Below are 25822 nucleotides of genomic sequence, written 5' to 3'. Positions count from 1 at the left end.
TCCTTGTGGTTGCCGCATCGATCGTCTTAAATCAACGGGTAACCACAAGAGGGATAATAATGAGTGATAAAATTCGTGTTGGTCTGGTCGGCTATGGCTTCGCCAGCAAAACTTTCCATGCGCCGCTGATCGCCGGTACTGCCGAAATGGAACTGGCTGCCGTTTCCAGCAGTGACGCCAGCAAAGTTCATGCAGACTGGCCCTCGGTGCAGGTGGTGTCTGACCCTCAGGCGCTGTTTGATGACCCCACGCTGCAGCTGATCGTCATTCCTACTCCTAACGATACCCACTTCCCACTGGCGAAAGCGGCACTTAACGCCGGAAAGCACGTCGTCGTCGATAAACCGTTTACCGTGACACTGTCACAGGCGCGGGAACTGGATGCGCTGGCAAAGTCTAAAGGGCTGTTGCTGTCGGTATTCCATAACCGCCGCTGGGACAGCGACTTCCTGACCGTGAAAGCCCTGCTGGCGGAAGGCACGCTGGGCGACGTCCGCTACTTTGAGTCGCACTTTGACCGGTTCCGCCCGCAGGTGCAGCAGCGCTGGCGCGAGCAGCAGGGTCCCGGCAGCGGCATCTGGTACGATCTGGGTCCGCATGTGATTGACCAGGCGCTTCAGCTGTTTGGCTCTCCGGTCGCCATCAACGTGGATACCGCCGACCTGCGTCCGGGCGCGGTGACTACCGACTATTTCCACGCAACCCTTATCTATCCCCAGCGCCGCGTGGTATTGCACGCCAGCATGCTGGTGGCCGCTGAGTCGCCGCGTTATCAGGTGCACGGCACCCTTGGCAGCTATGTGAAATACGGCCTGGACCCGCAGGAGGATCGTCTGAAATCCGGGGCGCGTCCGCCGCAGGAAGACTGGGGTTACGACATGCGTGACGGCGTGCTGACGCTGGCAGAAGGCGAGGGGTTGGTTGAAAAAACGCTGCTGACGATCCCTGGCAACTATCCTGCCTATTATGCGGCAATCCGCGATGCGGTGAACGGCGTGGGTGAAAACCCGGTGAAAGCAGAAGAGGCGATTCAGGTGATGGAACTGATCGAGCTGGGCTTGCAGTCCGCCGCGAAGCGTCAGACCCTGTCGTTGAAATAGAAAAACGGGCTGACCGCAACGCACGGCCAGCCCTGAATCAAACGGCTATCATGATTGATTACGCCGCAACGCGTGCCCGCACAGCAGCTCGCTCAGCATCACTCAGGAATGCAATTTTCAGTCCGTTCTCCTGCGCCACACGCATCTGCGCCAGGCTCAGGCCCGCTGCCGGGGCTGCCACGGCGTACTCATGGCCAATCTCAATCCCCTGAACCGCCGGGTCGTCAGTGTTAATGGTGGCAAGAATACCGTGCTCCAGGAAAGTCTTCAGCGGATGGCGCGCCAGGGAGGCCACGGTGCTGGTCTGAATATTCGACGTCAGGCACGACTCGACGCCAATACCGTGCTTCGCCATGAAATCCATCAGCGCCGGATCTTCTACCGCTTTCACGCCGTGGCCGATACGCTCGGCACCCAGTTCACGAATGGCCTGCCAGATGCTTTCCGCCCCTGCGGCTTCTCCGGCATGAACCGTGATGCGCAGTCCGGCATCGCGCGCGCGGGTGAAGTGGCTGAGGAACTGGCTGCCGGGGAAGCCCAGTTCGTCACCCGCCAGGTCCAGCGCGGTGATGCTGTCGCGGTGTGCCAGCAGGCCGTTAAGTTCGTTCAGGCAGGCTTCTTCACCAAAGGTACGGCTCATAATGCCAATCAGACGCACGTCAATATTGTGCTGACGACAGCCGGCTTTAATGCCGTCCACCACCGCTTCCACCACGCCCGCAATCGGCAGGTTGTGGGTCATGGCCATATAGCCCGGTGAAAAACGCAGCTCGGCATAGTGAATACCGGCACGTGCGGCATCTTCGACGTTTTCCTGCGCCACGCGGCGGCAGGCATCCAGTGAACCCAGCACTTTTACGCCCCAGTCCAGCTTGTTGAGGAAGCTGACCAGATCTGGCTCGGCCTCAATCACCTGCACGTGTGGACGCAGGGTATCCAGGGTGGTGGCAGGCAGCGCCAGGTTAAACTCGCGGCCTAAATCAAGGATGGTTTGCGCACGGATATTGCCGTCAAGATGGCGATGGATGTCTGTGAGGGGAAGCTGGGAATCGATCATGTCGGCACTCTCTGTTTTTTTAATAAAGTGCGGAGCATTATAAAAACTTATTGCGCAACTATGCCACTAAATTGCGCAACAAGCGTCTTTCGTGACGACCAACTGCTGCTTAATCACGCGGTGAAGAGGGCGGAAACGCCGCGATGGGGGGGTTCAGCCATCAACATCGCGCCTGCCAGGGCTAAAGGTTTCTGATGATTTGCCGACACTAACATCAGTAGGATCTTACTCACTGTGACGTCAGGGCATAAACAAGGGAACTGAAACAATGACGGTTATTCATTCTGTTGGAAACCTCTTAGCAAATACCTCGCTGCTTAACTCAACCCGTCTGAATACTGCTACGGTAGCTGAGACAGCAAAGGAGACCCCTCCCTCCTCTACCTCGGTGACGCTGGGGCAGGTGATAAGCGCCGCGCCGGTCTATTCGCTGGGCAGAATAGCCACGCCGGTGGCGCAGAGCGAGAGTCAGGGCACCCTCAGTGTGAAAACGGCCAGCGGCGCGCAGGTGGAGCTTTCTGAAGCCAGTGACGGATCCGGTATTCTGATCACCCTGAAAAAGGGGAGTCTCAGCGAGGCCGAGCGCGGAGCGCTGGAAACCTTGTCAGAAGGTTTCCGCAAAGCAATGGACGGCCTGACGGGTCTGCCGCCGCGTCTGGATCTCAGCGCACTGACCCAGTTTAACCGCGCCGTGCTGACTTCTGTCGATCTGAAAGCGAGAGTGGACGGCGATAATACGCTGACGCTGGATTTTCATGCGGACAGCAATACGCGATCGGTAAAAACGACGGGCACACTCGGCGCGGTGAATATCAGCGTGGATATGAGCAAGCGCGCGATCCAGGGTAGTGAAAGCCAGCAGCAGCGCGCGCTGAGTCAGTATCTGAAGCAGTTTGACCGTGCGCAGAATCGGGGTGAGGGTGACAGCACGCTGATGGCGATGTTCAGGGATGCCTTCACCGCGCTGAACAGCCACTACGGCGACAGCGCCACTCCGGCAAAAAGCAGTCAGCAAACGATTTATATTTCGCTGACGCGCTCCGATAAAAATATGCTCACCGGGCTGGCTGATTTTACCGCCTCGGTGACACAGACCCCGACAGCCATTAACCCGCTGCGCCTGAGTGAGGTCAATACTTTCTCATACCAGGTATCCCAGACCAGCACGCTGACGGGAACCAGCGATCAAAACCGGCATATCACCCAGAAACAGCAGTCACAATTGACTGCCAGTTTCCATAAGGCCCTGACCGCCGGATTGCCGCTCAATCTGACCAGCGACAGCAGCTCGCAAAACTATCTGTTTACCCGGATTGACGATCGGGCGCAAAGCACCACGGATGTGCAGTATCGCCAGGGGGCGCTGGTCTCTGCCATGCTCGACCAGTCGGCAACCACTTCAACACGGGTGCAGAAGTATCTGAAAGGCGCGCTGGAGTCTGACCTGACTACACCACAGCAGACGGCCAAATCAACGGACCTGCTCGGTAAGTTAATGTCGGACTGGAAGGCGGCAGATTCACGTCAGTCATTTGCCAACTATCTGCGTCAGCATACGCTGCCTGATTTCGGTGGGGATGTGCTGCTGCAGTCGGATCCGCTGGCGCTGTAAAGCAGAGGGGCCGCATCTGCGGCCCCTCTGTTCATCTGACTGCTTACTGTGGCATGCCTTCCGGTGCACCACCACCGCCCAGCATATAGCGGGAGAGGAACTGTTCCAGCGACATTTTTTCACCGTTCATGGTGATCTGCCCGGTGCTGTACTGCAGGCCGGTGGTGATGTTGTTATCCTGCTGCGTGGTCAGTTTAAACATCTGCCCCATCGCTGCCAGGCCTTTCACCTGCTGATCGGCCAGTTTGGTGGCCTCTTCCTGATTGTAACCTTCTGACATCGCCACGCGCGTCATCATCTCGGTCGCCATTGGCATCGAGATAGTCAGTTTGGTATCCAGCGTTTTCAGTACGCTGTCCACCTGCTGGTCCAGGCTCTGCGGTGGAGCCGCAGCGGTAGACGGATCTTTGAACTGGGCGTTGAGGGTAAAGCTGCTCTCGCCTTTGTCGTTTTTCCAGCTTAACGGTGCAATGCTGACGGAAGGATCGCCCTTCAGCAGCAGGGCAAGGTTGGCCGACAGCAGTTCGCTGGCGCGCTGCTGATACAGTTCAATGTTTTCCTGCAGCGCCGGATCGTTGCTTAACGCCTGAATCTGACGGTTATAGTTTTCTGAGAAGGTTTTAACTGATTTACCGTCAAAGCCGTCAAGCTTAATCGCCAGTTTGCCCTGGCCGAAGCCCTGACCCTGAAGTTTCAGGTTGTCGAGGGTGTAGTCAATCTGACCGGAAACGCGGTTGTTAGTGGAGTCAAAGGTAGACTTACCGTTGAAGCCTTCCGCGACCATCGCCTCTTTACCATCCACGGTACTCGTTATCTTCTTCAGATTGATGGTCTGATCGCCAATGCGCAGTCCTTCCGGGCTGAGGTGAGTGTTGGCATCTACTTTCAGATCGTTAACGGTAAACATCATCTGCATACCCAGCTCATTTTTGCCGGCCATAACCAGGCTACCGATGTCGCCGCTGAAGTTAACGTTGTCGCCTTTGTCGTCGGCACTCACTTTCAGCGTGCCGCCGTTGAAAGCAAAACGCTCACCGCTCGGCACATCCGTATAATCAGCCGGCACCAGGGTAATGTCGGAATCGGTGCTGCCGCCGTAGCCAATGCGGGTTTCAGCCTGCACGATTGACTGACCTTTAGCGATTTCAAACAGCTTCTTCACCGCCTCGGTATTTTCCAGCTCGGTGTGGACCGACGCCATGCTTGGCACCAGATTGAATTTTTTCAGCTGCGCCAGAGGGAAAGGGCCGTGATCAATGTTTTCACTGAAGACGATGCTCTGGCCTGGTTTCAGAATGGAGTTGTCTTCGGTTTGTGAACTTGACTGCAGAACAAAGCGCGCATGGCTGCTGAAGATACCGCGCTGAAAATCCTGATAGCTTAACTTCAGACGGCTTTCCGGGGCGGTATTCTGAATCTGCGCGTTAGCCTGCTGAACGACGTGATCCATGTTTTTTTCTATCTGCTTACCGGTAAACCAGGCACCCGCAGTCCAGACTACGCCCAGGGCAACAACCACACCCACAGCAATCTTTGTTTTTTTCATCGGTTATAGCGTCCTTTTAATGTTCACTCACTCAGGAAAACCTGTTCGGCTCCTGCAGGTTGCCCTTTGGCGATAAAAAACGCCTGACGGCGTTTTTTAGTAATTAATGGATAATCTTAGCAATTCTGGCCCGTGGCGTCAGCCGCAATTCAGAGTTCGTTGAATACCCTGGCCACACGGCCCTGGCCGGCGATCGTCAGCGGCGACTCGCTGGCGCTGATAAAGGCAGATTCCCCCGCCTCTAATGACAGCGTCTGCTCACCACAGTTCACGACGGCCTGACCCTCAATGCAGAACAAAATGGCAGCACTCTGCTGGCTGACGGTGAGCGGCCGGGCGTTGAGAGTATGTATGGCAAAGGAAAAATCCTCTACCGGGATCGGGAAATTAAGCGTGCTGCCCTGCTGGTGCGGTGTGGTCAGCAGGGTTTCTGCTGCGCGGGAATCAAAGCGCAGGTTGGCCAGCAGCTCCGGCACGTCGATATACTTTGGCGTCAGTCCGGCACGCAACACATTGTCGGAATTGGCCATCACCTCCAGCGCGACGCCGTGAAGATAGGCGTGCGGGGTTTCGGCAAACAGGAACATCGCCTGCGACGGCTGTAACACGATGACGTTGAGCAGCAGCGGGGCAAACAGGCCGCTGTCGTCGGGATAGACCTGTGCCGTCTCCGCGATAGTCAGCCAGGGTTCAGCCGACTGACGGGCAAGGGCAGCGCGCAGGATATCCAGCGCCAGCGCCTTCTCTTCACCCTGCATGGAGAGCAGGGCAGCAAACAGCGCAGAGAGCGTTGACTCGCCGGGATGATTGAGAAAATGAGCAATAGCCGGATGCGCGCCTGCCACGGGTTCCAGCAGTGAGACGATGTCAGACAGCGGGCGGAAACCGTTAATCGCTTTAAACGGCGTCAGGGCATAGACCAGTTCGGGCTTGTGGTTGGCGTCTTTGTAGTTGCGCGTGGCGGCATCAAGCGGGATCCCGGCTTGATTCTCACGCGCATAGCCTGCTTCTGCAGCAGACTTACTGGGGTGGACCTGAATCGATAAGGGCTGTTCGGCACACAGCACCTTAAACAGAAACGGCAGCTCACCAAAACGTTCGGCTACCGCCGCGCCGAGCAGGCCGGTTTTGTCGCCATCAATCAGTTCGCGCAGCGAGTGCGGCTCACCGTTAATCAGCACCTTCGACGGGCTTTTCGGGTGCGCTCCCATCCATAATTCAGCCATTGGCTGCTGCGACGGATTGGCAATGCCATACAGTTCCGTCAAAGCGGTTTTGCTGCCCCACGCATAATTCTGCAGCGAATTGATTAACTTTTGCATCCTGTCTCCCTGGTCACTCACTGGTTACTGGCAGTATTAAAACAGAAAACTACACTGGTAAAACAATCGGGATGCAATAAACGCGAATGAGTCGCATAATCGTAACCCTGTATATGTCAGACTACTGCCGCGCTTTTGCCCGCCTTGCCGGGCTAACCGCGCCATTAAATCATATGTTTGTACAAAGGAGACAGGAATGGCTGCCAACCGCGTTGAAAAAGACTCAATGGGACCGATTGATGTTCCAGCCGATAAACTTTGGGGGGCGCAGACGCAGCGCTCGCTGGAGCACTTTCGTATCTCCACGGAAAAGATGCCGGTTGAACTGGTGTACGCACTGGCGCTGACTAAACGTGCCGCTGCCAAAGTCAACAATGACCTTGGCCTGTTACCGGATGACCGCAGCGGTGCCATCATCAAAGCCGCTGATGAAGTGCTCGCCAACCAGCATCAGGGTGAGTTCCCGCTGGCCATCTGGCAGACCGGTTCCGGTACACAAACCAATATGAACATGAATGAGGTACTGGCTAACCGCGCCAGTGAAATTCTCGGCGGCGAGCGCGGCATGGCTCGTCTGGTACATCCGAATGATGACGTTAACAAGAGCCAGAGCTCCAATGACGTGTTCCCGACCGCCATGCATGTGGCGGCGGTGGTGGCGGTGCAGCAGCATCTGATCCCTCAGCTGAAAGTGCTGCAAAAAACGCTGAGCGACAAAGCCGAAGCCTTTAAAGATATCGTCAAGATTGGCCGTACTCACCTGCAGGATGCCACGCCGCTGACGCTGGGCCAGGAGATTTCCGGCTGGGTGGCGATGCTCAGCCACAACCTTAAACATATTGAGCAGAGTATTCCGCACGTCGCCGAGCTGGCGCTGGGTGGAACGGCGGTGGGGACCGGGCTGAACACCCATCCCGAGTACGCCGTGCGCGTCGCTAAGGAGCTGGCAGAACTGACGAAACAGCCCTTTGTCACTGCGCCGAACAAGTTTGAAGCGCTGGCGACCTGCGATGCGCTGGTGCATGCGCACGGCGCGCTGAAGGGGCTGGCGGCGTCGCTGATGAAAATCGCTAACGATGTGCGCTGGCTGTCATCCGGCCCGCGCTGCGGCATCGGTGAAATTGCCATTCCGGAAAATGAGCCGGGCAGCTCAATTATGCCGGGTAAAGTGAACCCGACGCAGTGTGAAGCAATGACCATGCTGTGCTGCCAGGTGATGGGTAACGATGTGGCGGTGAACATCGGCGGCGCGTCGGGTAACTTTGAGCTGAACGTTTATCGCCCGATGGTGATCCACAACTTCCTGCAGTCAGTGCGTCTGCTGGCGGACGGCATGGACAGCTTTAACCACCACTGTGCTATCGGGATTGAGCCTAACCGCGACCGTATCAGCCAGTTGCTGAACGAATCGCTGATGCTGGTGACGGCGCTGAACACCCATATCGGCTACGACAAGGCGGCTGAAATTGCCAAAAAGGCACATAAAGAAGGGCTGACGCTGAAAGGCTCGGCGCTGAAGCTGGGCTACCTGACGGAAGAGGAGTTTGACGCCTGGGTTCGTCCGGAAGAGATGGTGGGCAGCATGAAGGTTTAACGCCAGTTAACCTTTATGTCCGGGCCGGCCATTTTTGCGGTCGGCCCGTCTTTTATCTTTTATACCAGCCGGTCGGTATAGAGATGCAGACGCGGGATCAGCAAAAACAGCGGCTGAGCATCGGGTTTATAGCGATGCGTGACGCCCGCCGCATCGTAGTTCAGCAGTTCCCCCAGTTTCGGTACGCTGCTGGCATCCGGGCACAGCACCAGTAGCGGAGAAGGGCAGGCCAGCTGGGTCTGTTTTTGATCGCGACTGTTCCAGACGCGGGCAATAGGCTGCACCTTCACCGGGCGCTTGATCTTCAGCGCCGCTCCGTCAGGCAGTGATTTCACGGCTTCAATCTCATCGGCCACGCGTTCCGCCCACTGTTCACGCGTCCAGGGGGCCACGGCGCGCCCGGCTTTGAGGCTTTTTTGCAGCGTTGCCAGCATGTCGTCACGGCTGACATTCTTAATAATATGTTTGTTTGCCCAGCCGAAACGCACGGAATCCGGTGCATCCAGCAGGGTCAGCGAACGGTAAGCATTCAGGGTAATCAGCCCGCGCAGATGGCGATGCACAAACTCAAAACGTTCTTCACTCGGCAGGCCGGACTCAACGGTAATAATCTGTTCCAGGCGCTGTTTCAGCTGATTAATACCGGCTACCTGCTGGTGGAGCAGGGCAGACTGCGCGCCGTCCGCCTCTAAACAGACTGCGCCGGGCAGACGCACGGCGGCTTTGGTGCTGAGCTTTTCCGACTGGTGCTGCATAAACAGGCGGCGGTAATGTGCCAGCGCCCGCTCAAGCGCGCGGGACCCGGTAAGCTGCTCAACGGCGACCTGCGTCAGCGGGTCATGCTCCTTTCCTTTCTCTACTTCCGGTAGTTCAAAGACGCGTGCGGCCAGCAGACGCAGAGTCAGCAGCTGTTGCTGAAGGGCTGCCAGCGCCTGCTCCAGTTCGGCCACGCAGTGATGAAGTTGATCAACAGCATCATAACGGCTCATTACAGTCTCCATTAGTTACAACATACTAAAGACTATAGCAGCGAGAAACCGCGATGAACATCAGCAACGGTGATTTTTTCGTCATCAGGGCTGGTTGCGCATCTCGCCGCAATCTCCGAACGGGATAAAACAAGCGGGTAACAGCAGAATTCAGCTGTTACCCGGTGAGCTTCAGACGGTCAGTATTACGCTGCCCGTCGTGCGTCCAGACTCAAGGCTGGCATGCGCCTGCCAGGCTTCTGTCAGCGGGAATTCTGCACCGACGGGATTGATCAGCCCCTGCTGTAAGGCTGCCATCAGGTCCGTCGTTCCCTGACGGTAAAGCCCGGCATCGTCCGCATAGGCTAGTGAACTTGGCCGCATCAGTGCAATCGATCGCCTGAAACCTAAATCCTCCACCGGAACGGCAGGAATGGGGCCGGCCGGCTGCCCCATACTCGCAACCATACCAAATGGGCGGACCACGCCCAGTGTGGCTGAGAGCATGGTTCCGCCGATACCATCAATGGCGAAATGCACTCCGTGACCCTGCGTTATTTCACGAACCTTATCCTGCCACGATGGATCGGTATGAAGCAGTACCTCTGCCGCACCCGCAGCAGAAGCCAGCGCCATCCTTGCCGGAGAACTCGCGGTGCCGATCACTCTGGCCCCCTTCATGGTTGCCCAGCGCGTCACGAGTTGCCCGAGGCCGCCAGCCGCCGCATGGACCAGCAGCCATTCCCCCGGCTGCACGTTGCGGACTTTGTGAAGCAACATATGCGCCGTCAGTCCGCGCAGCATTGAGCTTCCCGCAGTACGGAAATCAATCCCCTCAGGGATTTTTATCAGACGGCTGGCAGGAATGTTTCGGCATTCGCAGTATGCGCCCTGCGGATTGCCAGTATAGGCAACGCGATCGCCGGGAGAAAAACAACGGACATGACTGCCAACGTCGATAACCACACCGGCACCTTCGAAGCCCGGCACGGCGGGTGAGGCCGGCAGTGGGTAAAGGCCTGAGCGGTAATAGATGTCAACAAAGTTAACGCCAATGACCGAGTGGCGAATCCGGACTTCATCCGGACCGGGTTCACCCGGGAAAAACGCGATGGTTTTTAAAACCTCCGGGCCTCCCGGTTTGCTGATGATGATGGCGACAGACATTTTCTCTTCCTCGTTGATTAACTGACAGGCAGTATAAAAATGTTTAAGAAGAGAAAATACGCGTATAAAAGACCTAAATACGTGAATTTTTGCACAAGGGGTAACGATGGACTGGCAGGACTTACGCTTTTTTCTGGTGCTTGCGCGCAGGGGATCGATGTCGGCGGCGGCAAAAGAGCTGAAGGTTGATCATGCGACGGTGAGTCGTCGTGTCGCCTCGCTGGAAACCACCCTCGGTCTGCGCCTGACGGAACGTTTGCCCCGCCGAACCACATTAACGGAACACGGGCTGATCATTGCGGCAATGGCAGAGGACATGGACAGGATTGCCGATCGGGTTCGGCTGCAGGCCCAGGCGCTCTCCGATACGCCCACCGCCGTGATTCGGATTAGCGCCTCGCCTGCGGTTGCGGCCCGGATTATTGCGCCAGGCGTTTGCGACTTCACCCGTGATAACCCCGGCGTGACGCTGTCGCTATCGGGCGTACCACACCATGCGCTGCTGGAGAAAGGGGAGGCCGACATAGCGGTACGCCTGACGCGGCCAGAGAACCCCGACCTGGTTACCATGCGCATCGGCACCATGCGTTTTGGGTTGTACGCGGCTGAGAGCTTCAGCACAATCCCCCCGCACCGCTGGACGTTCATCGCTTATGAACAGCAGCACGATTATCTTACCCAACAGCAGTGGCTCAACACGCTGTTGGCGGGCAGGCCGGTGGTGTTTCGCGCCAGCGACCTGATGGCTCAGCAGCAGGCTGCCCGCACCGGACTTGGAGCGGTGGTATTACCCAGTTTTATGGGCGATGCAGACCGTTCATTAATCCCACTGGCAACAGATATTCCTGCGCCGGTCAGGGATATCTGGCTGGTCACCTATCCTGAGTTAAAACGGCTGCCGGCGGCCGTGAAGGTGATGAACTTTTTAGCGCAGCTTGTCGGCCAGTCATGCCCTGGCGATCGGATACTCTGACAGGCTGAGCAGTACGGTCTCCGCACTTTGGCGCACCCGGCGCTGAGAATGCCGGGCACTCTACAGTTTTCTGCTGTACAAGCGGCTTCCCACCAGCAGTGCCATTACCAGCATTGCGGCAATAAATGCCGTAATGCCCTGCCAGCCAAAGTGATGCCAGAACACACCGCCGAGCGTACCGGCAACGCTGGAACCGAGATAATAGCTGAACAGATAGAGTGAAGAAGCCTGTCCCCTGGCGCGGCGGGCGCGTGGGCCAATCCAGCCGCTTGCTACCGCATGTGCGGCAAAGAATCCGGCGGTGAACAGCATCATTCCGGGCAGGATAAGCCAGAGTGAGCTGGAGAGGGTAATCAGCAGCCCGCTCAGCATCAGCAGGATGGCAAACAGCAGCACCGGGGCGCGACCATATTTCGCCGTCATTGCGCCTGCTTTCGGTGAACTCCATGACCCGGTCAGGTAAACGACAGACAGTAGCCCAACCACCGCCTGGTTCATGGAATAAGGCGGAGAGAGCAGACGATAACCAATGTAGTTAAACAGCGTGACGAAAGCCCCCATCAGCAGGAAGCCCTCAGCAAAAAGCAGCGGCAGCCCGCTGTCACGCCAGTGCAGGCGGAAGTTGATCATCAGGCTGCGCGGCTTTAATGAGGCCGGACGAAAATGCCGGGAGGCTGGCAGGATGCGCCAGAACATCACTGCCGCAGCCAGCGCGCAGCAGCCAATGACCATCACGGCAATGCGCCAGCTGGTGAAGTCGGTGATCACCCCGGTTAGCAGTCGCCCGCTCATGCCGCCGATAGAATTTCCGCTGATATACAGGCCCATCGAGAACGCGACCATGCCGGGATGGATCTCTTCACTCAGATAGGTCATACCGACGGCGGCCACGCCACTTAACGCCAGACCGGTCAGGCCGCGCATCAGCAAAATTCCGTGCCAGCTGGTCATCGTGGCAGAAAGCAGGGTAAAAATAGCGGCCAGCATCAGCGCGGTGACCATTACCGATTTACGACCCACTGCGTCCGAAAGCGGCCCGGTGATCAGCAGCCCAAGTGCCAGCATCCCGGTAGAGATCGACAGCGAAATACTGCTGGCCGCCGGGGAGATGCCGAACTCCTGTGATAAAACCGGCAGAATTGGCTGCACGCAGTAAAGCAGGGCAAAGGTCGCCAGCCCGGCGGAAAACAGCGCCAGAGTGACGCGCATAAACTGGGGAGTACCGCGTTTAATAAAGATCGCCTTGTCGGCGGGAGGCGTTTCATCAGCTACAGGAGATGCACGGTCAGCGGAATACGGCGTTCTGACGGCATGAGATGAGCGGTTCACAACAATTCCTTAGAATATTCAGGGGGTACGCTGTAAAGGGTAAGAAAATCAGATTATGATGTCTAATATATTAATAATCTGAAATGATATGTTTAAAATATGAATGTTGAGTTACGCCATCTGCGTTACTTTATCGCCGTTGCTGAAGAGTTACATTTTGGTCGCGCCGCTCAGCGTCTGAATATTTCGCAGCCTCCGCTGAGCCAGCAAATACAGCTGCTTGAGCAGGAAATAGGGGCACGGCTGCTGGCGCGCACCAATCGCAGTGTAAAACTCACGGCGGCCGGCCAGCAGTTTCTGCAGGATGCCCGTCTGGTATTACAACAGGTGGATCAGGCGGCCGATAAAGCCGCCCGCCTGCATCGCGGTGATGAAGGGGAGATCCGTATTGGTTTTACCTCTTCTGCGCCGTTTATCACCGCCGTCTCCGATGCGTTATTCACCTTCCGCCAGCGTTTTCCCGCCGTACATATTCAGATGCAGGAAATTAACACCCGACAGCAGCTGACACCGCTGGCCGACGGACGACTGGATCTCGGCGTGATGCGCAATACATTGCTGCCGGATACGCTCGACCATCAGCTGCTGCTGCGTGAACCGATGTATGCCCTGGTGCATCGCGCCCATCGGCTGGCGGGCCGGTCGCAGATTACGCTGAACGAACTGGCGCGTGAACCCTTTGTCTTCTTTGACCCGCAGGTGGGAACGGCGCTGTACGGCGAAATTCTCGACCTGCTGGGGCGATACGATATTCAACCCGATATCGCCCAGGAAGTCGGTGAGGCGATGACCATCATTGGCCTGGTCTCCACCGGGCTGGGGGTCTCTATTCTTCCCGCCTCGTTTCGCCGCGTTCGTCTGACTGACGTGGTGTGGATCCCCTTACACGAACAGGATGCTCGTTCAGAAGTGTGGCTGGTCTGGTCGAAGCAGCGTGAGATCCCGGCAGTAGTGGCGTCGATGATGGCCCTGTTATTACCGGCATCACAGCAGGAATAGTGGAAAACATGAGCGTTCAAACGCGGTTTATGTGCTGCAAATCACATATCGAATCAAATATTTGACGCCATCATTGAAGTGTTTCACCATGAGCCGGATGCTTTATTTTGAAGCGTGAAAATAAGACCGATCTGCTGGCCATCAACGTCAGTCTGCGACGATGTAATGGACAGTGAGTAAAGCTTCTCTAAACGGGTGATGAGTGGGAGTGGGGTGTGATTGCGGATAGTCAGCCTGGTCATATTGACCAGATTAAACAGACTAATGCCGGAGCGGTGTACAGACTGATCGATCGGTTTGGCCCCATCTCGCGTATTGAGCTGTCAAAAAAAGCTCAACTGGCGCCAGCCAGTATCACTAAAATCGTGCGGGAAATGCTGGAAGCTCATCTGGTGCAGGAAACAGAATTTCAGGAGCCGGGCAGCCGTGGTCGTCCCGCCGTCGGTCTGATACTGGATACTCAGGCCTGGCATTTCCTTTCGGCGCGTATTGGCACCGGCGATATCACGCTGGCGCTACGCGATCTCAGCAGCCAGATGGTCGTGGAACAGCAGTTTGAGCTGCCCGCCGATGGGGACCTGCCGCTGCTGACGCGTATCATCCAGCAAATCGATCAATTCTTTATCCATCACCAGAGTAAGCTCGAACGTCTGACCGCTATCGCCATCACTCTGCCAGGCATCATGAACAGCCAGTCAGGCATTGTGCACCGAATGCCTTATTACGATGTCGACGATATGCCGCTGGGGCCTTCGCTGGCCGCCCATACCGGGCTTCCAGTCTTTATCCAGCACGATATCTGCGCCTGGACCATGGCAGAGTCGCTGTTTGGTGCCTCGCGCGATGCGCGTGAAGTCCTGCAGGTGGTGATTGACCACAACGTCGGGGCCGGCGTCATCACCGGCGGCCGCCTGCTGCACGGTGGCAGCAGTACGCTGGTTGAAATAGGTCATACTCAGGTCGATCCGTGGGGCAAGCGTTGTTACTGCGGCAATCATGGCTGCCTGGAAACAGTGGCCAGCACGGACAGCATGCTGGAGTTAGCTGCCCGGCGAATGCAGGCCTCAATGAGTTCCACGTTGCACAATCAGCCGCTCACCATCGATACGCTTTGTGATGCCGCCCTGGCCGGCGATCAGCTTGCCTGCGATGTCATTTCCGGCGTGGGTAACAGCGTGGGGCGCATTGTGGCGATTATGGTTAACCTGTTCCATCCACAGAAGATTTTGATCGGGTCGCCGCTTAACCGGGCGCAAACCCTCCTTTTCCCGGCCATAATGACCTGTATTCGCCAGCAGTCTTTACCCAGCTACAGTAAAGACCTCAGCGTGCAGCCGACGGAGTTCCTTAACCTGGGCACGATGCCGGGTGCGGCACTGGTTAAGGATGCACTTTATAACGGCTCGTTGTTAATCAAACTGCTACAAGGCTGATAAATCCACTAAACATTGCGCTAACGCAATCTTCGACTCCTGGCGCTCCCCTACAATTTTCGCTCATTAATCAAGTACGAAAATTATCAATGAGGTCAGGCTGTGCCTGCCGGAGTCATCCCATGTTGAAACGTTTATTTGTTACCGGAACCGATACTGAAGTGGGCAAGACGGTGGTTTCGCGTGCGTTATTACAAAAGCTGGCGACAAACAGTAAACATGCCGTGGGCTATAAGCCTGTTGCCAAAAGCAGCCAGCAGACGGAAGAAGGTCCTCGCAATAAAGATGCGCTGGTTCTTCAGGCCTCCTCATCGGTGATGTTGCCCTATCAGGCGATTAATCCAGTAACGTTACTGGAAGATGAGGTCAGTACCAGCCGCACGTCGATCAGCTATGCCACATTAAGCAGTGGTCTGCATGCACTTGATGAACATGCTGATTATATTGTGGTGGAGGGAACAGGGGGCTGGCGTAGCCTGATGAACGACCTGCGCCCTCTGTCCGACTGGGTGGTTCAGGAGCAACTGCCGGTTGTGCTGGTGGTGGGTATTAAACTTGGGTGTATCAGCCACGCGCTGCTGACCGCACAGGCGATCGTCAACGACGGGCTGCCGCTGCTGGGATGGGTCGCTAACCGCATTAACCCCGGTCTTGCGCACTATGCGGAAATTATTAACGTGCTGGGCGATAAAATCCCGGCCCCCCTTCTGGGCGAACTGCCTTATCTGCCACGTGCCGAAAGCCGTGACCTGGCACATTATCTGGACCTGACGCCGCTGAACGTTTAGCGTGACAGGGGCGAGGCATGCCTCGCCCTGATGAACATACGTTTTTTTACCCTTAGTCGCTCTGCCGCAGGGTTACTTCAGTGATTCGCCGTGAGTTTTAATCACGTTTTGATACCAGAAGAAGCTCTTTTTCCGGCTGCGGGCGAGCGTACCGTTACCCTGATCGTCACGGTCGACATAGATAAAGCCGTAACGCTTAGAGAACTCGGCTTTAGAGGCACTCACCAGGTCAATCGGCCCCCAGCAGGTATAACCCAGCACTTCCACCCCGTCTTCAATCGCTTCGCGCACCTGTACCAGGTGATCGTTCAGATAGGCAATACGATAGTCATCATTGATGGACCCGTCGGCTTCAACGGTATCGCGCGCGCCCAGGCCGTTCTCAACGATAAACAGCGGTTTCTGATAGCGGTCATACAGTTCGTTCATCAGAAAACGCAGACCTTCCGGGTCGATCTGCCAGCCCCACTCGGAGCTTGCCAGATGCGGGTTTGGCACCATATTCAGAATATTGGCGCGGGCTTTGTGGTTCTGTTCTTCATTCGTTGTCACGCAGCCGGTCATGTAATAGCTGAACGAGATAAAGTCGATCGGCTCACGCAGATCCTGTTTGTCCTGTTCGCTAATCTCCAGCTGAATACCATTTTCTTTAAAATAGCGCGTCATATAGGCCGGATAATAGCCACGCGTCTGTACGTCCCCAAAGAACAGCCAGTCGCGGTTCTGCTTTTGCGTTTCCAGCAGGTCAGCCGGCAGCGGGCTGAGCGGGTAGAGCATGGCACCCAGCAGCATGTTGCCAATTTTGGCATCGGGGATAATCTGGTGGCAGGCTTTGACCGCCCGCGCACTGCCCACCAGCTGATGGTGGATCGCCTGATATACCGCCTGCTTATCGCTCTCTTCCGGCAATCCGACGCCGGTAAACGGAGCGTGCAGCGACATATTAATTTCGTTGAAGGTCAGCCAGTGTTTGACCTTATCTTTATAGCGGGCGAACACCGTTTCAGCATAGTGGACGAAGCAGTCGATGGTTTTACGGTTGCCCCAGCCGCCGAATTTTTTGATCAGGCCATAAGGCATCTCGTAGTGGGAGAGCGTCACCAGCGGAGCGATATTATATTTCGCCATTTCAGCAAACAGGCGATCGTAAAATGCCAGTCCGGCTTCGTTTGGCAGGGTTTCATCACCCTCCGGGAAGATACGCGTCCACGCAATCGAGGTGCGCAGCACGGTAAAGCCCATTTCGGCAAAGAGCTTAATGTCTTCCGGATAGCGGTGATAGAAATCAATCGCCACATCCTTGATACCAGAATCGCCTTCCTGACGCTCCACGCGCTGACCAAAAATGCCGTGAGGCTGTAAATCAGAGGTCGAAACACCTTTGCCATCTTCCTGCCATGCGCCTTCAACCTGGTTTGCGGCGACCGCGCCGCCCCAGAGGAAATGTTGTGGGAAACGTTGTGTCATCTTGATCTCCTTAATAAAGTTTATTTAATCAGCGTCAGCAGTGGCTCACCTGCGGCCACCTCGCGTTGCTGGCTGGCTGCCAGCACGTCGATATAGTCGTCGCTGTTACTGATCAGCACCGGGGTGGTGAGGTCATATCCCGCAGCGCGGATCGCCGGAATATCAAATTCAAGCAGCAGGTCACCGACGCGAACCTTATCGTCCTGGCTGACATGGGCGATAAAGTGCTGTCCGTCGAGCTTCACCGTATCGATACCGACGTGGATCAACACTTCTGAACCGTCTTCGGCTTCCAGTCCGATGGCATGCCGGGTGCGGAACAGCGAGGCGACGGTGCCGTTGACCGGAGACACCACGCGGCCTGTGGTGGGCTGAATGCCGATACCCTTACCCAGCAGGCCGCTGGCAAAGGTCTCATCCGCTATCTGCTCCAGGGCAACGAGGGTGCCGCTCATCGGGCTGACCAGCGTCTCTTTATGCAGCAGGTCAGGATTCGCCACGGCCATCGGTGCCGCTGGCGTCTCTTCCACGGTGGTTTTTGCGGCCGGCAGTCCAAACAGTGAGGTGGTGACGGCGGCGAAGACAAAGGCAATCAACGCACCGGCAATTGCCGCAATTACGCTGGCATCGAATCCGGTTTTTGGCACGACCTGGCTAAAGGTAAACACCGACGGCAGCCCAAAGGAGTAACTGGTGGTGTGATAGAGGCCAAGCACGGCAGCGCCCAGCGCACCACCGATACAGCCGAAGATAAACGGACGACGATTCGGCAGCGTCACGCCATACACCGCCGGTTCGGTAATGCCGAACAGGCTGGCGCTGAACGCCGAAGCGGCAATGCCTTTCAGTTTGAGGTCACGGGTACGCAGCAGAACGCCGAGCGTGGCACCGGCCTGGCCGAGCACCGCGGGCATCAGCAGCGGGAGCAGGGTATCTGCACCGTGTACCGCCAGGTTATTCAGCATAATCGGGACCAGGCCCCAGTGCAGGCCGAAGATCACGCAGACCTGCCAGAAGGCTCCCATAAAGGCCCCGGCAAAGGTCGGACTAAAGCTGTAGGCGTGAAGGTAGCCCGCCGCCAGCATCTGACTTACCCAGGTCGCCACCGGGCCAATCAGCATAAAGGTGACCGGAACGACGATCGCCAGGCAAATCAGCGGGGTGGTGAAATTGCGCACCGACCCCGGCAGGCGGTTATTCACCGTGCGCTCAATCAGGCAGGAGAACCACGCAGCGAAGATAATCGGGATAACCGACGAGCTGTAGTTAATCAGGATCATCGGGATGCCGAAAAAGTGCAGCGGGGGGCTGCCAGCCTGCGAAGCGGTAAAGGCCGCCATCATCATCGGGTGGACCAGGGCTGCGCCGATAATCATGGTAGTAAAGGCATTGCCGCCGAATTTCTTACCGGCCGTGTAACCGAGCAGAATCGGCAGAAAATAGAACACCGCATCACCGGCTGCGGAAAGCGTAATATAGGTGCCGCTGGTTTCGGCGATCGCACCACAGGCCAGCGCCAGGGACAGTAGCCCTTTGAGGATACCCGAAGCGGCCATGACGCCGACAAACGGGGTAAAAATGCCGGAGACAATGTCAATAAAGCGGGCAAACAGCGACCCTTTCTCTTCGCTGTGGCCGTCGCTGCTGTCATCCCCTAATCCTGCGGTGGACAACAGTGCCTGATAGACGTCACTGACATGGTTGCCAATCACGACCTGATACTGGCCGCCGCTTTCCACCACCATAATCACACCGGCGTTGGCTTTTAATGCCGCCGTATCGGCTTTGCGACTGTCTTTAAGCTTAAATCGCAGACGGGTGGCGCAGTGTATCACCGAGTTAATGTTCTCTTTACCGCCCACACCCTGCAGGATCTCTTCTGATAAAACCTGGTACTTCATCTTAATGCTCCTGGTTTTGACATCTGTGTCAACGGGCCGTTGCTGAATTCAGGCCAAAAAAAAACCTAAACCGCTTCTGCATCGCCAGTGTGGCGCGAAAAGCGGTTTAGGTTTTGCCTGAAAATCAGTAGCAATCCTGTTTTTGTTGTAGCGATATTTCCTTAGTCGCTGGCGCTTAGCAAGAGGGTAAGGGGGGAATAACTGGTTTTCGTGACCGCGATCGACTTTTATAGCGGGCGCGGGTTGCATATTGTTGCGATTTTTTATCCGCGCCAGAGCGGGGAGATTTTGCAACGGCGGGCGTTAAGGCTAGACTGCATCGTATTGATTAGGTTGAGGGCGACGCAAACGTGGATGTTATTGCTGGTAAATCATTACAGGTCTCTGACGCGATTATTTCCTGTCAGTTAGATGGCAAGGGCGGGTTAATCCCGATTGACGACAGCGATGTGCTGACGTGTGACAAGCCGTGCTGGCTGCATCTGAATTATACCCATCGCGAGAGTGCTGACTGGCTGGTATCTACCCCGCTGCTGCCGGATGCGGTCAGGGATGCACTGGGCGGGGACAGCATGCGCCCACGCGTTAATCGGCTGGGGGATGGCACCATGATCACCCTGCGCAGCGTCAATCTGAACAGCGAGTCCCGTCCCGACCAGCTGGTGGTGATCCGCGTGTTCATCAACGAAAAACTGATCGTCTCTACCCGTCAGCGAAAAGTCTTTGCCATTGATGAAGTGCTGACCGACCTGAAAAACGGCAACGGCCCGGTGGATGGCGGTAGCTGGCTGGTGGACGTCTGCGATGCGCTGACCGACCATACCAGCGAATTTATTGAAGAGCTGCACGACAAGATTATCGAGCTGGAGGATGCGGTGGTGGACCAGCAGGTGCCGCCGCGCGGTGAACTGGCGCTGATCCGTAAGCAGCTGATTATTATGCGCCGCTATATGGCACCGCAGCGCGATGTCTACTCACGCATTGCCAGCGAACGTCTGCCGTGGATGAGTGATGACGATCGCCGCCGTATGCAGGATATCTCCGACCGTCTGGGGCGCGGTCTGGACGATCTGGATGCCAGCGTGGCGCGCACCGGCGTGCTGGCAGATGAAATCAGCACCGTAATGGCTGAAGCGATGAACCGCAGAACGTACACCATGTCACTGCTGGCGATGGTTTTCCTGCCCACGACCTTCCTGACGGGGTTATTTGGCGTCAACCTGGGCGGCATTCCCGGCGGTGAATGGCGTTACGGATTTGCCACCTTCTGTCTGATGTTGATGATGCTGGTGCTCGGCGTTGCCTGGTGGTTAAGAAAACGTAAATGGTTGTGATCAATAAGGAATATAAGACCTGTGGCAGAGAAAAAGGGGGTAAAGCTGATCGACGTCAATAAACCACCGCGTCGATCAGGGCAAACTCTTTCCCGCAGGTGAATGCAACGTCAAGCGATGGGCGTTGCGCTCCATATTGTCTTACTTCCTATTTTGAATTAATGCATAGCACATTTGATTCGTACGACGCCGGCCTAACAGCCGGCTTTTTTTTGCCTGTTTGCCAGCGCGGTCAGATGTCCTAAGCTTAATATTCATACCCCGTTGAGGAGAAAGACATGTCAGCTGAACTTATTATCCCGATTCGCGCGTCTGAACCTTTAAGCGATCCGGCCCCGGTTCCTGGCCCGGTTCCCATCCCGCAACCTTTACCAGACCCGCCACCGGCCGACCCGCATCCGATTATTGACCCGCCTCCCTTCCGCTAATACGCATCGCCCGGCGCGAATGCAGCATAAAGGCGGACAGTGCTCATCTCTGCACACGGCAGCCGCCATTTATTTATCATGTTTCGCCTACCCATAAACTTCCGTATAATGCCCGCTTGAGCTGTCATCAGAATAACGTCGTTCTAAAGCCATCAGGGTCCAGAGAAGTATTTATGAATCAAGTAGATGTAAGAAAAGAAACCCTGGAGATCAATAAGCTCCAGAAACGTCTCAGAAGAAATGTTGGCACTGCCATTACTGATTACAACATGATCGAAGAGAATGACGTGGTGATGGCCTGCATGAGCGGCGGCAAAGATTCGTTCGCGATGCTGGATATATTGCTGAGCCTGCAAAAAGTGGCGCCGATCAAATTTGACGTTATCGCCGTGAATCTGGACCAAAAGCAGCCGGGCTTCCCTGAACATATTCTGCCAGCCTATCTCGACAGCCTTGATATCCCTTATTACATTGTGGATAAAGACACCTATTCCGTGGTTAAAGAGAAGATCCCGGAAGGTAAAACCACCTGTGGTTTATGTTCGCGCCTGCGTCGCGGTACACTTTATTCCTTTGCCGAGAAGATTGGGGCGACCAAAATTGCTCTGGGCCACCACATGGACGACATTGTTGAGACGTTATTCCTCAACATGTTCCACGGGGCTAAAATGAAGGCGATGCCGCCTAAGTTGCGTTCTGATGACGGTCGCAACGTGGTGATTCGTCCCCTCGCTTACTGCCGTGAAAAAGATCTGATTGCTTTTTCGGAATATAAAAATTTCCCGATTATTCCGTGTAATCTTTGTGGCTCTCAGGAAAACCTTCAGCGCCAGGCAGTTAAAGCCATGCTGGTGGACTGGGATAAAAAGACGCCGGGCCGCGTTGACAGCGTCTTCAAATCGATTCAGAACATCAGCCCGAGCCAGCTGGCCGACAGAAATCTGTTTGATTTTGAGGCATTACCGCTGGATCGTAGCGGTGACAGAGCCGAATACGCCTTCACCGAAGCGACCGTCTCGTCCACCAATATCGATAAATCACTGTATATCGACGTCGCCAACCTTTAGTCGCAAGCGGGGCGCACAGGCCCCTCTCTTTACATACGAATTGTTGAGAGTAGGGGGCTATCGACTACGCTTAAATAAACAAGCGAGTGGAGAGAGTGATGTCACAAGAGAAAACTAAACCGGAAAAAGAACCGCACCCGGCCAGGGACAATCCCAACGAGCATGGTGAAATCCCACGCACGCGGGACGACAGCGACGATGATAAAAAGGATCCCTACAACGACCGTTAATCCTCTGGGATCGTATCCTGCGACATAAACGGATGAGGCTCAGCGATCCGGGCCTCATAAATTAACAGAAATAACTGAAGTTTTTCCCCATCCTGCCGTTAACTCATCCAGTACTTATTGCCAATTTTATCGCTTCTGGTCCTCCTGCTTATTCCGGGGGGAACGCATGGCGCTGGTGTACCTTCTGAGCTCGCGGCTTGTAAAATAATAAACAGGCGACATCCGGGACCCAGCTTTACTATACTTGCCGCCGACAATTTCGTCTTATCCCGGCATCTTGCATCCAATGACGGCGAAAGAGCGAAAGTAAGGAGAAGGAATATCTATGAAATGGAACCGGAGAAACACCTGGATTGCGATGGTGGCCGCCTGTCTGATTTTCTGGCTGCTGATCGCGTTGGTTTTATCTTAGTCTGACTATGCTATACACAGCGCTGAGCGGGACGATCGCCAGCGCTTTTCTCCCCGACTGACATCTTATCTGCTACAATCAGCGCCATTATTCCTGTCCGTTTTGACCAGAGACCTCTTCCGTGACTGCTTTTTCTACCCTGACACAACTTCCCGCCAGCCAGATCGAAAACCTGAACGAACTGGGCTACCTTGAAATGACGCCTGTTCAGGCTGAATCTCTGCCCGCTATTCTTGCAGGGCGGGATGTTCGCGCTCAGGCGAAAACCGGCAGCGGAAAAACCGCCGCTTTTGGTCTCGGCGTGATGCACCGCGTGGACGCCAGCCAGTATGTGACTCAGGCGCTGGTGCTGTGCCCGACGCGTGAGCTGGCCGACCAGGTTGCAAAAGAGCTGCGTCGTCTGGCCCGCTTCACCGCCAATATCAAGATCCTTACCCTGTGCGGCGGCCAGCCGGTCGGTGCTCAGCGTGATTCACTGGTGCATGCACCGCAGATTGTGGTGGGAACGCCGGGACGCATTCTTGACCACCTGAAGCGTGAAACGCTGAAGCTGGACGGGATTAAAATGCTGGTGCTGGATGAAGCTGACCGCATGCTGGAGATGGGCTTTCGTGAAGACATCGACAGCATCATTCGCCACTGTCCGCCGCAGCGTCAGACGCTGTTGTTCTCCGCGACCTGGCCGCAGGGCATTGCCCAGATTAGCCAGAGCGTTCAGCGCGACCCGCTGACGGTAGAAACCGGAGACGTGTCTGATTTGCCCGCTATCGAACAAACCTTCTATGAAGCCGGTCCGCGCGAGAAACTGACGGCGCTGATTGGCCTGCTGAGCGATCGCCAGCCGTCCTCCTGCGTGGTGTTCTGTAACACCAAGCGTGAATGCGATGATATTGCCCATGCGCTCGAATCGGCGAACATCAGCGCCGTGGCGCTGCACGGTGACCTTGAGCAGCGTGACCGTGACCAGGTGCTGATCCGTTTTGCTAACGGCAGCTGCCGCGTGCTGGTCGCTACCGATGTGGCGGCGCGCGGGCTGGACATTAAATCGCTGGCGATGGTGGTGAACTATCAGCTCTCCTTTGACCCGGAAGTTCACGTACACCGCATTGGCCGTACCGCGCGCGCCGGGCAGGAAGGGTTCGCCGTAAGCCTGGTGGCTCAGGATGAGATGGTTCGCGCCCATGCGCTGGAAGACTATCTGCAGCAGAAGCTGACCTGGCGCAACGTCTCTGAATTGAAGTCCATCGCCGCTAAGCCGTTACCGGCAGAGATGGTGACGGTAAGCCTGGACGGCGGCCGTAAAGCGAAAATTCGCCCCGGCGATATTCTGGGGGCATTGACCGGAGACGGCGGTCTGACGGGGGATCAGGTCGGTAAAATCGATATCGGTCCGACGCAGGCCTATGTCGCTATCCGCCAGTCGCAGGCACGTCAGGTGATGGGGCAGTTGAAAGATGTGAAGATCAAAGGGAAGTCGTGCCGGGCGCGTTTACTGAAATAAACGGTTCTGAATCGGGGTCGATCGACAAACAAGATCGCCCCCGACGGGTCGGATTACACCTTAGTGATGACCGGTGGTTCAGCCAGCAGGCCTTTCACGCCGGCCAGTAGCGCCTGAAAATGGGGCTGCGCTTCATGTTTTTCGATAGCGGCAGCGCTTTTCCAGGTTTCGTGGAATAAAAACAGATCGCTGTTTTCAACGCTACGGTACAGATCGTAATGCACGTTATCTTCTTCCAGACGGCTGGGCGCAACGCAGCGGTTCAGCACTTCATACAGTTCATTGCCTTTGCCTGTCGCTGCGGCAAAGGTTGCCACGATCAGAATCGGTTTATCAGACATCTGTTTCTCCTTCAGTAACATCAAACTGTGGCGTGGTTGACGTTACGCCAGCCCGCCACTCAAATCTCAGGCCTGTAAGCCTGGCACGAAAACGCCTGCCTGGCATGGCCATTTCTGGCTTCAGTGCATTTCTACTGACTGTACGCCTTTGATCTCCAACAGGGTATCATAAAGTTGATGAGGTTCACGCTTGCGTGACAGTGTCACGTCAACCATCATTTCACAGAGTCCGCTTTCGGCGTCGCGATTAACAACGGAAATCTGACCGGTCCGTACCCGATGCTGTTGCAGGGCAATTAAAACCAGCGGAACGCTTTTGGCTTTCAGATGAAAGATGAACGTATGGTGGCGGCCGACAATCCAGTAGCTGAGACGGCGGAAGGTTTCCAGCACCAGCAGCGCCAGCAGCGTACCGTAAATCCCGATCTCATACATGCCGCTGCCGATCACCAGCCCGATGGCCGCAGTGACCCAGAGACCGGCAGCGGTGGTTAATCCTTTGACAATCTGTTTCTGAATAATGATGGTGCCGGCACCAAGAAAGCCCATCCCGCTGACCACCTGGGCGGCAATACGGCTGGGGTCCAGCCCGACGTGGCTTTGCGCCAGAATATCCCCGAAGCCATATTTTGAGACGATCATAAACATGGCACTGCCGATGCCCACCAGAATGTGAGTGCGTAAACCCGCTTCTTTTGCCCTTAGCTGACGCTCCAGGCCAATTAAACCGCCCAGCGCCCCCGCGAGCGCAATGCGTATTAACAGATCGACCGTCATCCACTCTCCTTATCCACCACTGCGGTAGTGCCTTAACTCGAACCGGTAGTTATAAAATAAGACGGCGGGCTATTGATATTTTCTTGCCGATGATTTTGTAAAATTACGTGACAGCTATCGACCTGCCTGGAAACCTAGCTTATGCTAACTGCCGCATTCCAGCGCACCTGACCCGGAGTTTACAGATGAAAGCAGCCTCATTCCTGCTGGCGGCAGCCGCATTATTATTGTCAGCCTGTAGCAGCGACAGTGACAATGAACCGCCACAGCAGGCAACAGCGGCCCACGCCCCGGCGCGGGTAGTGATGGCTGATATGGCTGAGAGCGCCTGTGCGAACGCCGGGGGTACGCTGGCATTATCGCGCCAGCTGGACGGCAGTTCCGTGGGAATGTGTCAGATGGCTAACGGGCGGCGCTGTGGAGAGAGTGCGTTGATGAACGGGAGCTGCGCACGCTGATTGCAGGGTCGGGGCATG

At 56.0% G+C, this 25822-nt stretch carries 23 protein-coding genes; 13 read left to right on the top strand and 10 right to left on the bottom strand.

What is annotated here, in order from left to right:
• Positions 1 to 59 precede the first annotated feature (59 nt).
• Complete coding sequence (locus tag ABEH87_RS04485) at positions 60 to 1100, top strand: oxidoreductase (RefSeq protein WP_346574269.1); 1041 nt, start codon at positions 60 to 62, stop codon at positions 1098 to 1100.
• A 58-nt stretch (positions 1101 to 1158) separates the two neighbouring features.
• On the opposite strand, the gene add is transcribed toward ABEH87_RS04485, so the two are convergent.
• Positions 1159 to 2157 carry an adenosine deaminase gene (gene add, locus ABEH87_RS04480; RefSeq protein WP_346574268.1) on the bottom strand — a complete coding sequence of 333 codons (999 nt, stop codon included), beginning with the start codon at positions 2155 to 2157 and terminating at the stop codon, positions 1159 to 1161.
• A gap of 268 nt (positions 2158 to 2425) precedes the next feature.
• Between add and ABEH87_RS04475 the strand changes: the two genes are divergently transcribed.
• On the top strand, positions 2426 to 3769 hold the full coding sequence (locus tag ABEH87_RS04475) for a hypothetical protein (RefSeq protein WP_346574266.1): 1344 nt from the start codon (positions 2426 to 2428) through the stop codon (positions 3767 to 3769).
• Positions 3770 to 3812: 43 nt separating this feature from the next.
• On the opposite strand, the gene ABEH87_RS04470 is transcribed toward ABEH87_RS04475, so the two are convergent.
• Both ABEH87_RS04470 and manA read right to left on the bottom strand, forming a co-directional pair.
• Positions 3813 to 5315 (bottom strand): YdgA family protein, encoded by a 1503-nt coding sequence (locus ABEH87_RS04470; protein ID WP_346574264.1) that lies wholly within the window; start codon positions 5313 to 5315, stop codon positions 3813 to 3815.
• A gap of 149 nt (positions 5316 to 5464) precedes the next feature.
• Positions 5465 to 6637 (bottom strand): mannose-6-phosphate isomerase, encoded by a 1173-nt coding sequence (gene manA / locus ABEH87_RS04465; protein WP_346574262.1) that lies wholly within the window; start codon positions 6635 to 6637, stop codon positions 5465 to 5467.
• A gap of 196 nt (positions 6638 to 6833) precedes the next feature.
• On the opposite strand from manA, the gene fumC reads away from it, so the two are divergent.
• A complete protein-coding gene (fumC, locus tag ABEH87_RS04460; protein ID WP_346574261.1) occupies positions 6834 to 8231 on the top strand; it encodes a class II fumarate hydratase in 1398 nt (465 codons plus the stop codon).
• Between the two features lie 59 nt (positions 8232 to 8290).
• Here the strand turns inward: fumC and tus are convergent, their stop codons facing one another.
• Positions 8291 to 9220: a DNA replication terminus site-binding protein gene (gene tus / locus ABEH87_RS04455; protein ID WP_346574259.1), complete on the bottom strand. Its 930-nt coding sequence runs from the start codon at positions 9218 to 9220 to the stop codon at positions 8291 to 8293.
• 171 nt (positions 9221 to 9391) lie between these two features.
• Positions 9392 to 10366 carry a quinone oxidoreductase gene (locus ABEH87_RS04450; RefSeq protein WP_346574257.1) on the bottom strand — a complete coding sequence of 325 codons (975 nt, stop codon included), beginning with the start codon at positions 10364 to 10366 and terminating at the stop codon, positions 9392 to 9394.
• Positions 10367 to 10472: 106 nt separating this feature from the next.
• Between ABEH87_RS04450 and ABEH87_RS04445 the strand changes: the two genes are divergently transcribed.
• Positions 10473 to 11339, top strand: coding sequence for a LysR family transcriptional regulator (locus ABEH87_RS04445; protein ID WP_346574255.1), 867 nt, complete (start codon positions 10473 to 10475; stop codon positions 11337 to 11339).
• A 60-nt stretch (positions 11340 to 11399) separates the two neighbouring features.
• Here ABEH87_RS04445 and ABEH87_RS04440 read toward each other — a convergent pair whose 3' ends face one another.
• Positions 11400 to 12668, bottom strand: coding sequence for an MFS transporter (locus ABEH87_RS04440; RefSeq protein ID WP_346574254.1), 1269 nt, complete (start codon positions 12666 to 12668; stop codon positions 11400 to 11402).
• Between the two features lie 99 nt (positions 12669 to 12767).
• Between ABEH87_RS04440 and ABEH87_RS04435 the strand changes: the two genes are divergently transcribed.
• The 3 genes from ABEH87_RS04435 (at position 12768) to bioD (ending at position 15888) form a co-directional block, all read left to right on the top strand.
• Positions 12768 to 13667: a LysR substrate-binding domain-containing protein gene (locus tag ABEH87_RS04435; RefSeq protein ID WP_346574252.1), complete on the top strand. Its 900-nt coding sequence runs from the start codon at positions 12768 to 12770 to the stop codon at positions 13665 to 13667.
• Between the two features lie 215 nt (positions 13668 to 13882).
• The gene (locus ABEH87_RS04430; RefSeq protein ID WP_346574251.1) at positions 13883 to 15100 is read left to right on the top strand and encodes an ROK family protein; all 1218 of its coding nucleotides are present in this window, start codon (positions 13883 to 13885) and stop codon (positions 15098 to 15100) included.
• Positions 15101 to 15222: 122 nt separating this feature from the next.
• Positions 15223 to 15888 (top strand): dethiobiotin synthase, encoded by a 666-nt coding sequence (bioD, locus tag ABEH87_RS04425; protein ID WP_346574250.1) that lies wholly within the window; start codon positions 15223 to 15225, stop codon positions 15886 to 15888.
• Between the two features lie 72 nt (positions 15889 to 15960).
• On the opposite strand, the gene ascB is transcribed toward bioD, so the two are convergent.
• Positions 15961 to 17355, bottom strand: coding sequence for a 6-phospho-beta-glucosidase (ascB, locus tag ABEH87_RS04420; protein ID WP_346574249.1), 1395 nt, complete (start codon positions 17353 to 17355; stop codon positions 15961 to 15963).
• 20 nt (positions 17356 to 17375) lie between these two features.
• Positions 17376 to 19256 carry a PTS beta-glucoside transporter subunit IIABC gene (gene bglF / locus ABEH87_RS04415; protein ID WP_346574248.1) on the bottom strand — a complete coding sequence of 627 codons (1881 nt, stop codon included), beginning with the start codon at positions 19254 to 19256 and terminating at the stop codon, positions 17376 to 17378.
• 350 nt (positions 19257 to 19606) lie between these two features.
• Here bglF and zntB point away from each other — a divergent pair, with 350 nt between their 5' ends.
• The 5 genes from zntB to dbpA all read left to right on the top strand — a co-directional run bounded on the left by zntB (position 19607) and on the right by dbpA (position 24228).
• Positions 19607 to 20590 carry a zinc transporter ZntB gene (gene zntB / locus ABEH87_RS04410; RefSeq protein ID WP_346574246.1) on the top strand — a complete coding sequence of 328 codons (984 nt, stop codon included), beginning with the start codon at positions 19607 to 19609 and terminating at the stop codon, positions 20588 to 20590.
• 278 nt (positions 20591 to 20868) lie between these two features.
• Complete coding sequence (locus ABEH87_RS04405; protein ID WP_346574244.1) at positions 20869 to 21018, top strand: hypothetical protein; 150 nt, start codon at positions 20869 to 20871, stop codon at positions 21016 to 21018.
• A gap of 173 nt (positions 21019 to 21191) precedes the next feature.
• Positions 21192 to 22085: a tRNA 2-thiocytidine(32) synthetase TtcA gene (gene ttcA / locus ABEH87_RS04400; protein WP_346574243.1), complete on the top strand. Its 894-nt coding sequence runs from the start codon at positions 21192 to 21194 to the stop codon at positions 22083 to 22085.
• 98 nt (positions 22086 to 22183) lie between these two features.
• Positions 22184 to 22315: a hypothetical protein gene (locus ABEH87_RS04395; protein ID WP_346574241.1), complete on the top strand. Its 132-nt coding sequence runs from the start codon at positions 22184 to 22186 to the stop codon at positions 22313 to 22315.
• A gap of 533 nt (positions 22316 to 22848) precedes the next feature.
• Positions 22849 to 24228: an ATP-dependent RNA helicase DbpA gene (gene dbpA, locus ABEH87_RS04390; RefSeq protein WP_346574239.1), complete on the top strand. Its 1380-nt coding sequence runs from the start codon at positions 22849 to 22851 to the stop codon at positions 24226 to 24228.
• A gap of 53 nt (positions 24229 to 24281) precedes the next feature.
• Here dbpA and ABEH87_RS04385 read toward each other — a convergent pair whose 3' ends face one another.
• Positions 24282 to 24569 carry a putative quinol monooxygenase gene (locus ABEH87_RS04385; protein WP_346574237.1) on the bottom strand — a complete coding sequence of 96 codons (288 nt, stop codon included), beginning with the start codon at positions 24567 to 24569 and terminating at the stop codon, positions 24282 to 24284.
• Positions 24570 to 24689: 120 nt separating this feature from the next.
• Positions 24690 to 25346, bottom strand: a complete 657-nt coding sequence (locus ABEH87_RS04380; protein WP_346574236.1) for an MgtC/SapB family protein — start codon at positions 25344 to 25346, stop codon at positions 24690 to 24692.
• Between the two features lie 185 nt (positions 25347 to 25531).
• Here ABEH87_RS04380 and ABEH87_RS04375 point away from each other — a divergent pair, with 185 nt between their 5' ends.
• Positions 25532 to 25804 (top strand): DUF333 domain-containing protein, encoded by a 273-nt coding sequence (locus ABEH87_RS04375; RefSeq protein ID WP_346574234.1) that lies wholly within the window; start codon positions 25532 to 25534, stop codon positions 25802 to 25804.
• The last annotated feature ends 18 nt before the right edge of the window (positions 25805 to 25822 follow it).

The sequence above is a fragment of the Erwinia sp. Eh17-17 genome (assembly GCF_039675725.1).
Classification (GTDB): domain Bacteria; phylum Pseudomonadota; class Gammaproteobacteria; order Enterobacterales; family Enterobacteriaceae; genus Erwinia.
This window is presented reverse-complemented; position numbering and strand designations above follow the sequence as displayed.

Excerpts from the sequence above, each read along its gene's own strand:
- ABEH87_RS04485 (WP_346574269.1), top strand. The coding sequence starts at position 60 with ATGAGTGATAAAATTCGTGTTGGTCTGGTCGGCTATGGCTTCGCCAGC.
- ascB (WP_346574249.1), bottom strand. The coding sequence starts at position 17,355 with ATGACACAACGTTTCCCACAACATTTCCTCTGGGGCGGCGCGGTCGCC.
- fumC (WP_346574261.1), top strand. The coding sequence starts at position 6,834 with ATGGCTGCCAACCGCGTTGAAAAAGACTCAATGGGACCGATTGATGTT.
- bioD (WP_346574250.1), top strand. The coding sequence starts at position 15,223 with ATGTTGAAACGTTTATTTGTTACCGGAACCGATACTGAAGTGGGCAAG.
- ABEH87_RS04405 (WP_346574244.1), top strand. The coding sequence starts at position 20,869 with ATGTCAGCTGAACTTATTATCCCGATTCGCGCGTCTGAACCTTTAAGC.
- ABEH87_RS04475 (WP_346574266.1), top strand. The coding sequence starts at position 2,426 with ATGACGGTTATTCATTCTGTTGGAAACCTCTTAGCAAATACCTCGCTG.
- ABEH87_RS04435 (WP_346574252.1), top strand. The coding sequence starts at position 12,768 with ATGAATGTTGAGTTACGCCATCTGCGTTACTTTATCGCCGTTGCTGAA.
- add (WP_346574268.1), bottom strand. The coding sequence starts at position 2,157 with ATGATCGATTCCCAGCTTCCCCTCACAGACATCCATCGCCATCTTGAC.
- manA (WP_346574262.1), bottom strand. The coding sequence starts at position 6,637 with ATGCAAAAGTTAATCAATTCGCTGCAGAATTATGCGTGGGGCAGCAAA.
- ABEH87_RS04380 (WP_346574236.1), bottom strand. The coding sequence starts at position 25,346 with ATGACGGTCGATCTGTTAATACGCATTGCGCTCGCGGGGGCGCTGGGC.
- ABEH87_RS04470 (WP_346574264.1), bottom strand. The coding sequence starts at position 5,315 with ATGAAAAAAACAAAGATTGCTGTGGGTGTGGTTGTTGCCCTGGGCGTA.
- ttcA (WP_346574243.1), top strand. The coding sequence starts at position 21,192 with ATGAATCAAGTAGATGTAAGAAAAGAAACCCTGGAGATCAATAAGCTC.
- tus (WP_346574259.1), bottom strand. The coding sequence starts at position 9,220 with ATGAGCCGTTATGATGCTGTTGATCAACTTCATCACTGCGTGGCCGAA.
- ABEH87_RS04385 (WP_346574237.1), bottom strand. The coding sequence starts at position 24,569 with ATGTCTGATAAACCGATTCTGATCGTGGCAACCTTTGCCGCAGCGACA.
- ABEH87_RS04375 (WP_346574234.1), top strand. The coding sequence starts at position 25,532 with ATGAAAGCAGCCTCATTCCTGCTGGCGGCAGCCGCATTATTATTGTCA.
- bglF (WP_346574248.1), bottom strand. The coding sequence starts at position 19,256 with ATGAAGTACCAGGTTTTATCAGAAGAGATCCTGCAGGGTGTGGGCGGT.
- ABEH87_RS04445 (WP_346574255.1), top strand. The coding sequence starts at position 10,473 with ATGGACTGGCAGGACTTACGCTTTTTTCTGGTGCTTGCGCGCAGGGGA.
- ABEH87_RS04450 (WP_346574257.1), bottom strand. The coding sequence starts at position 10,366 with ATGTCTGTCGCCATCATCATCAGCAAACCGGGAGGCCCGGAGGTTTTA.
- ABEH87_RS04395 (WP_346574241.1), top strand. The coding sequence starts at position 22,184 with ATGTCACAAGAGAAAACTAAACCGGAAAAAGAACCGCACCCGGCCAGG.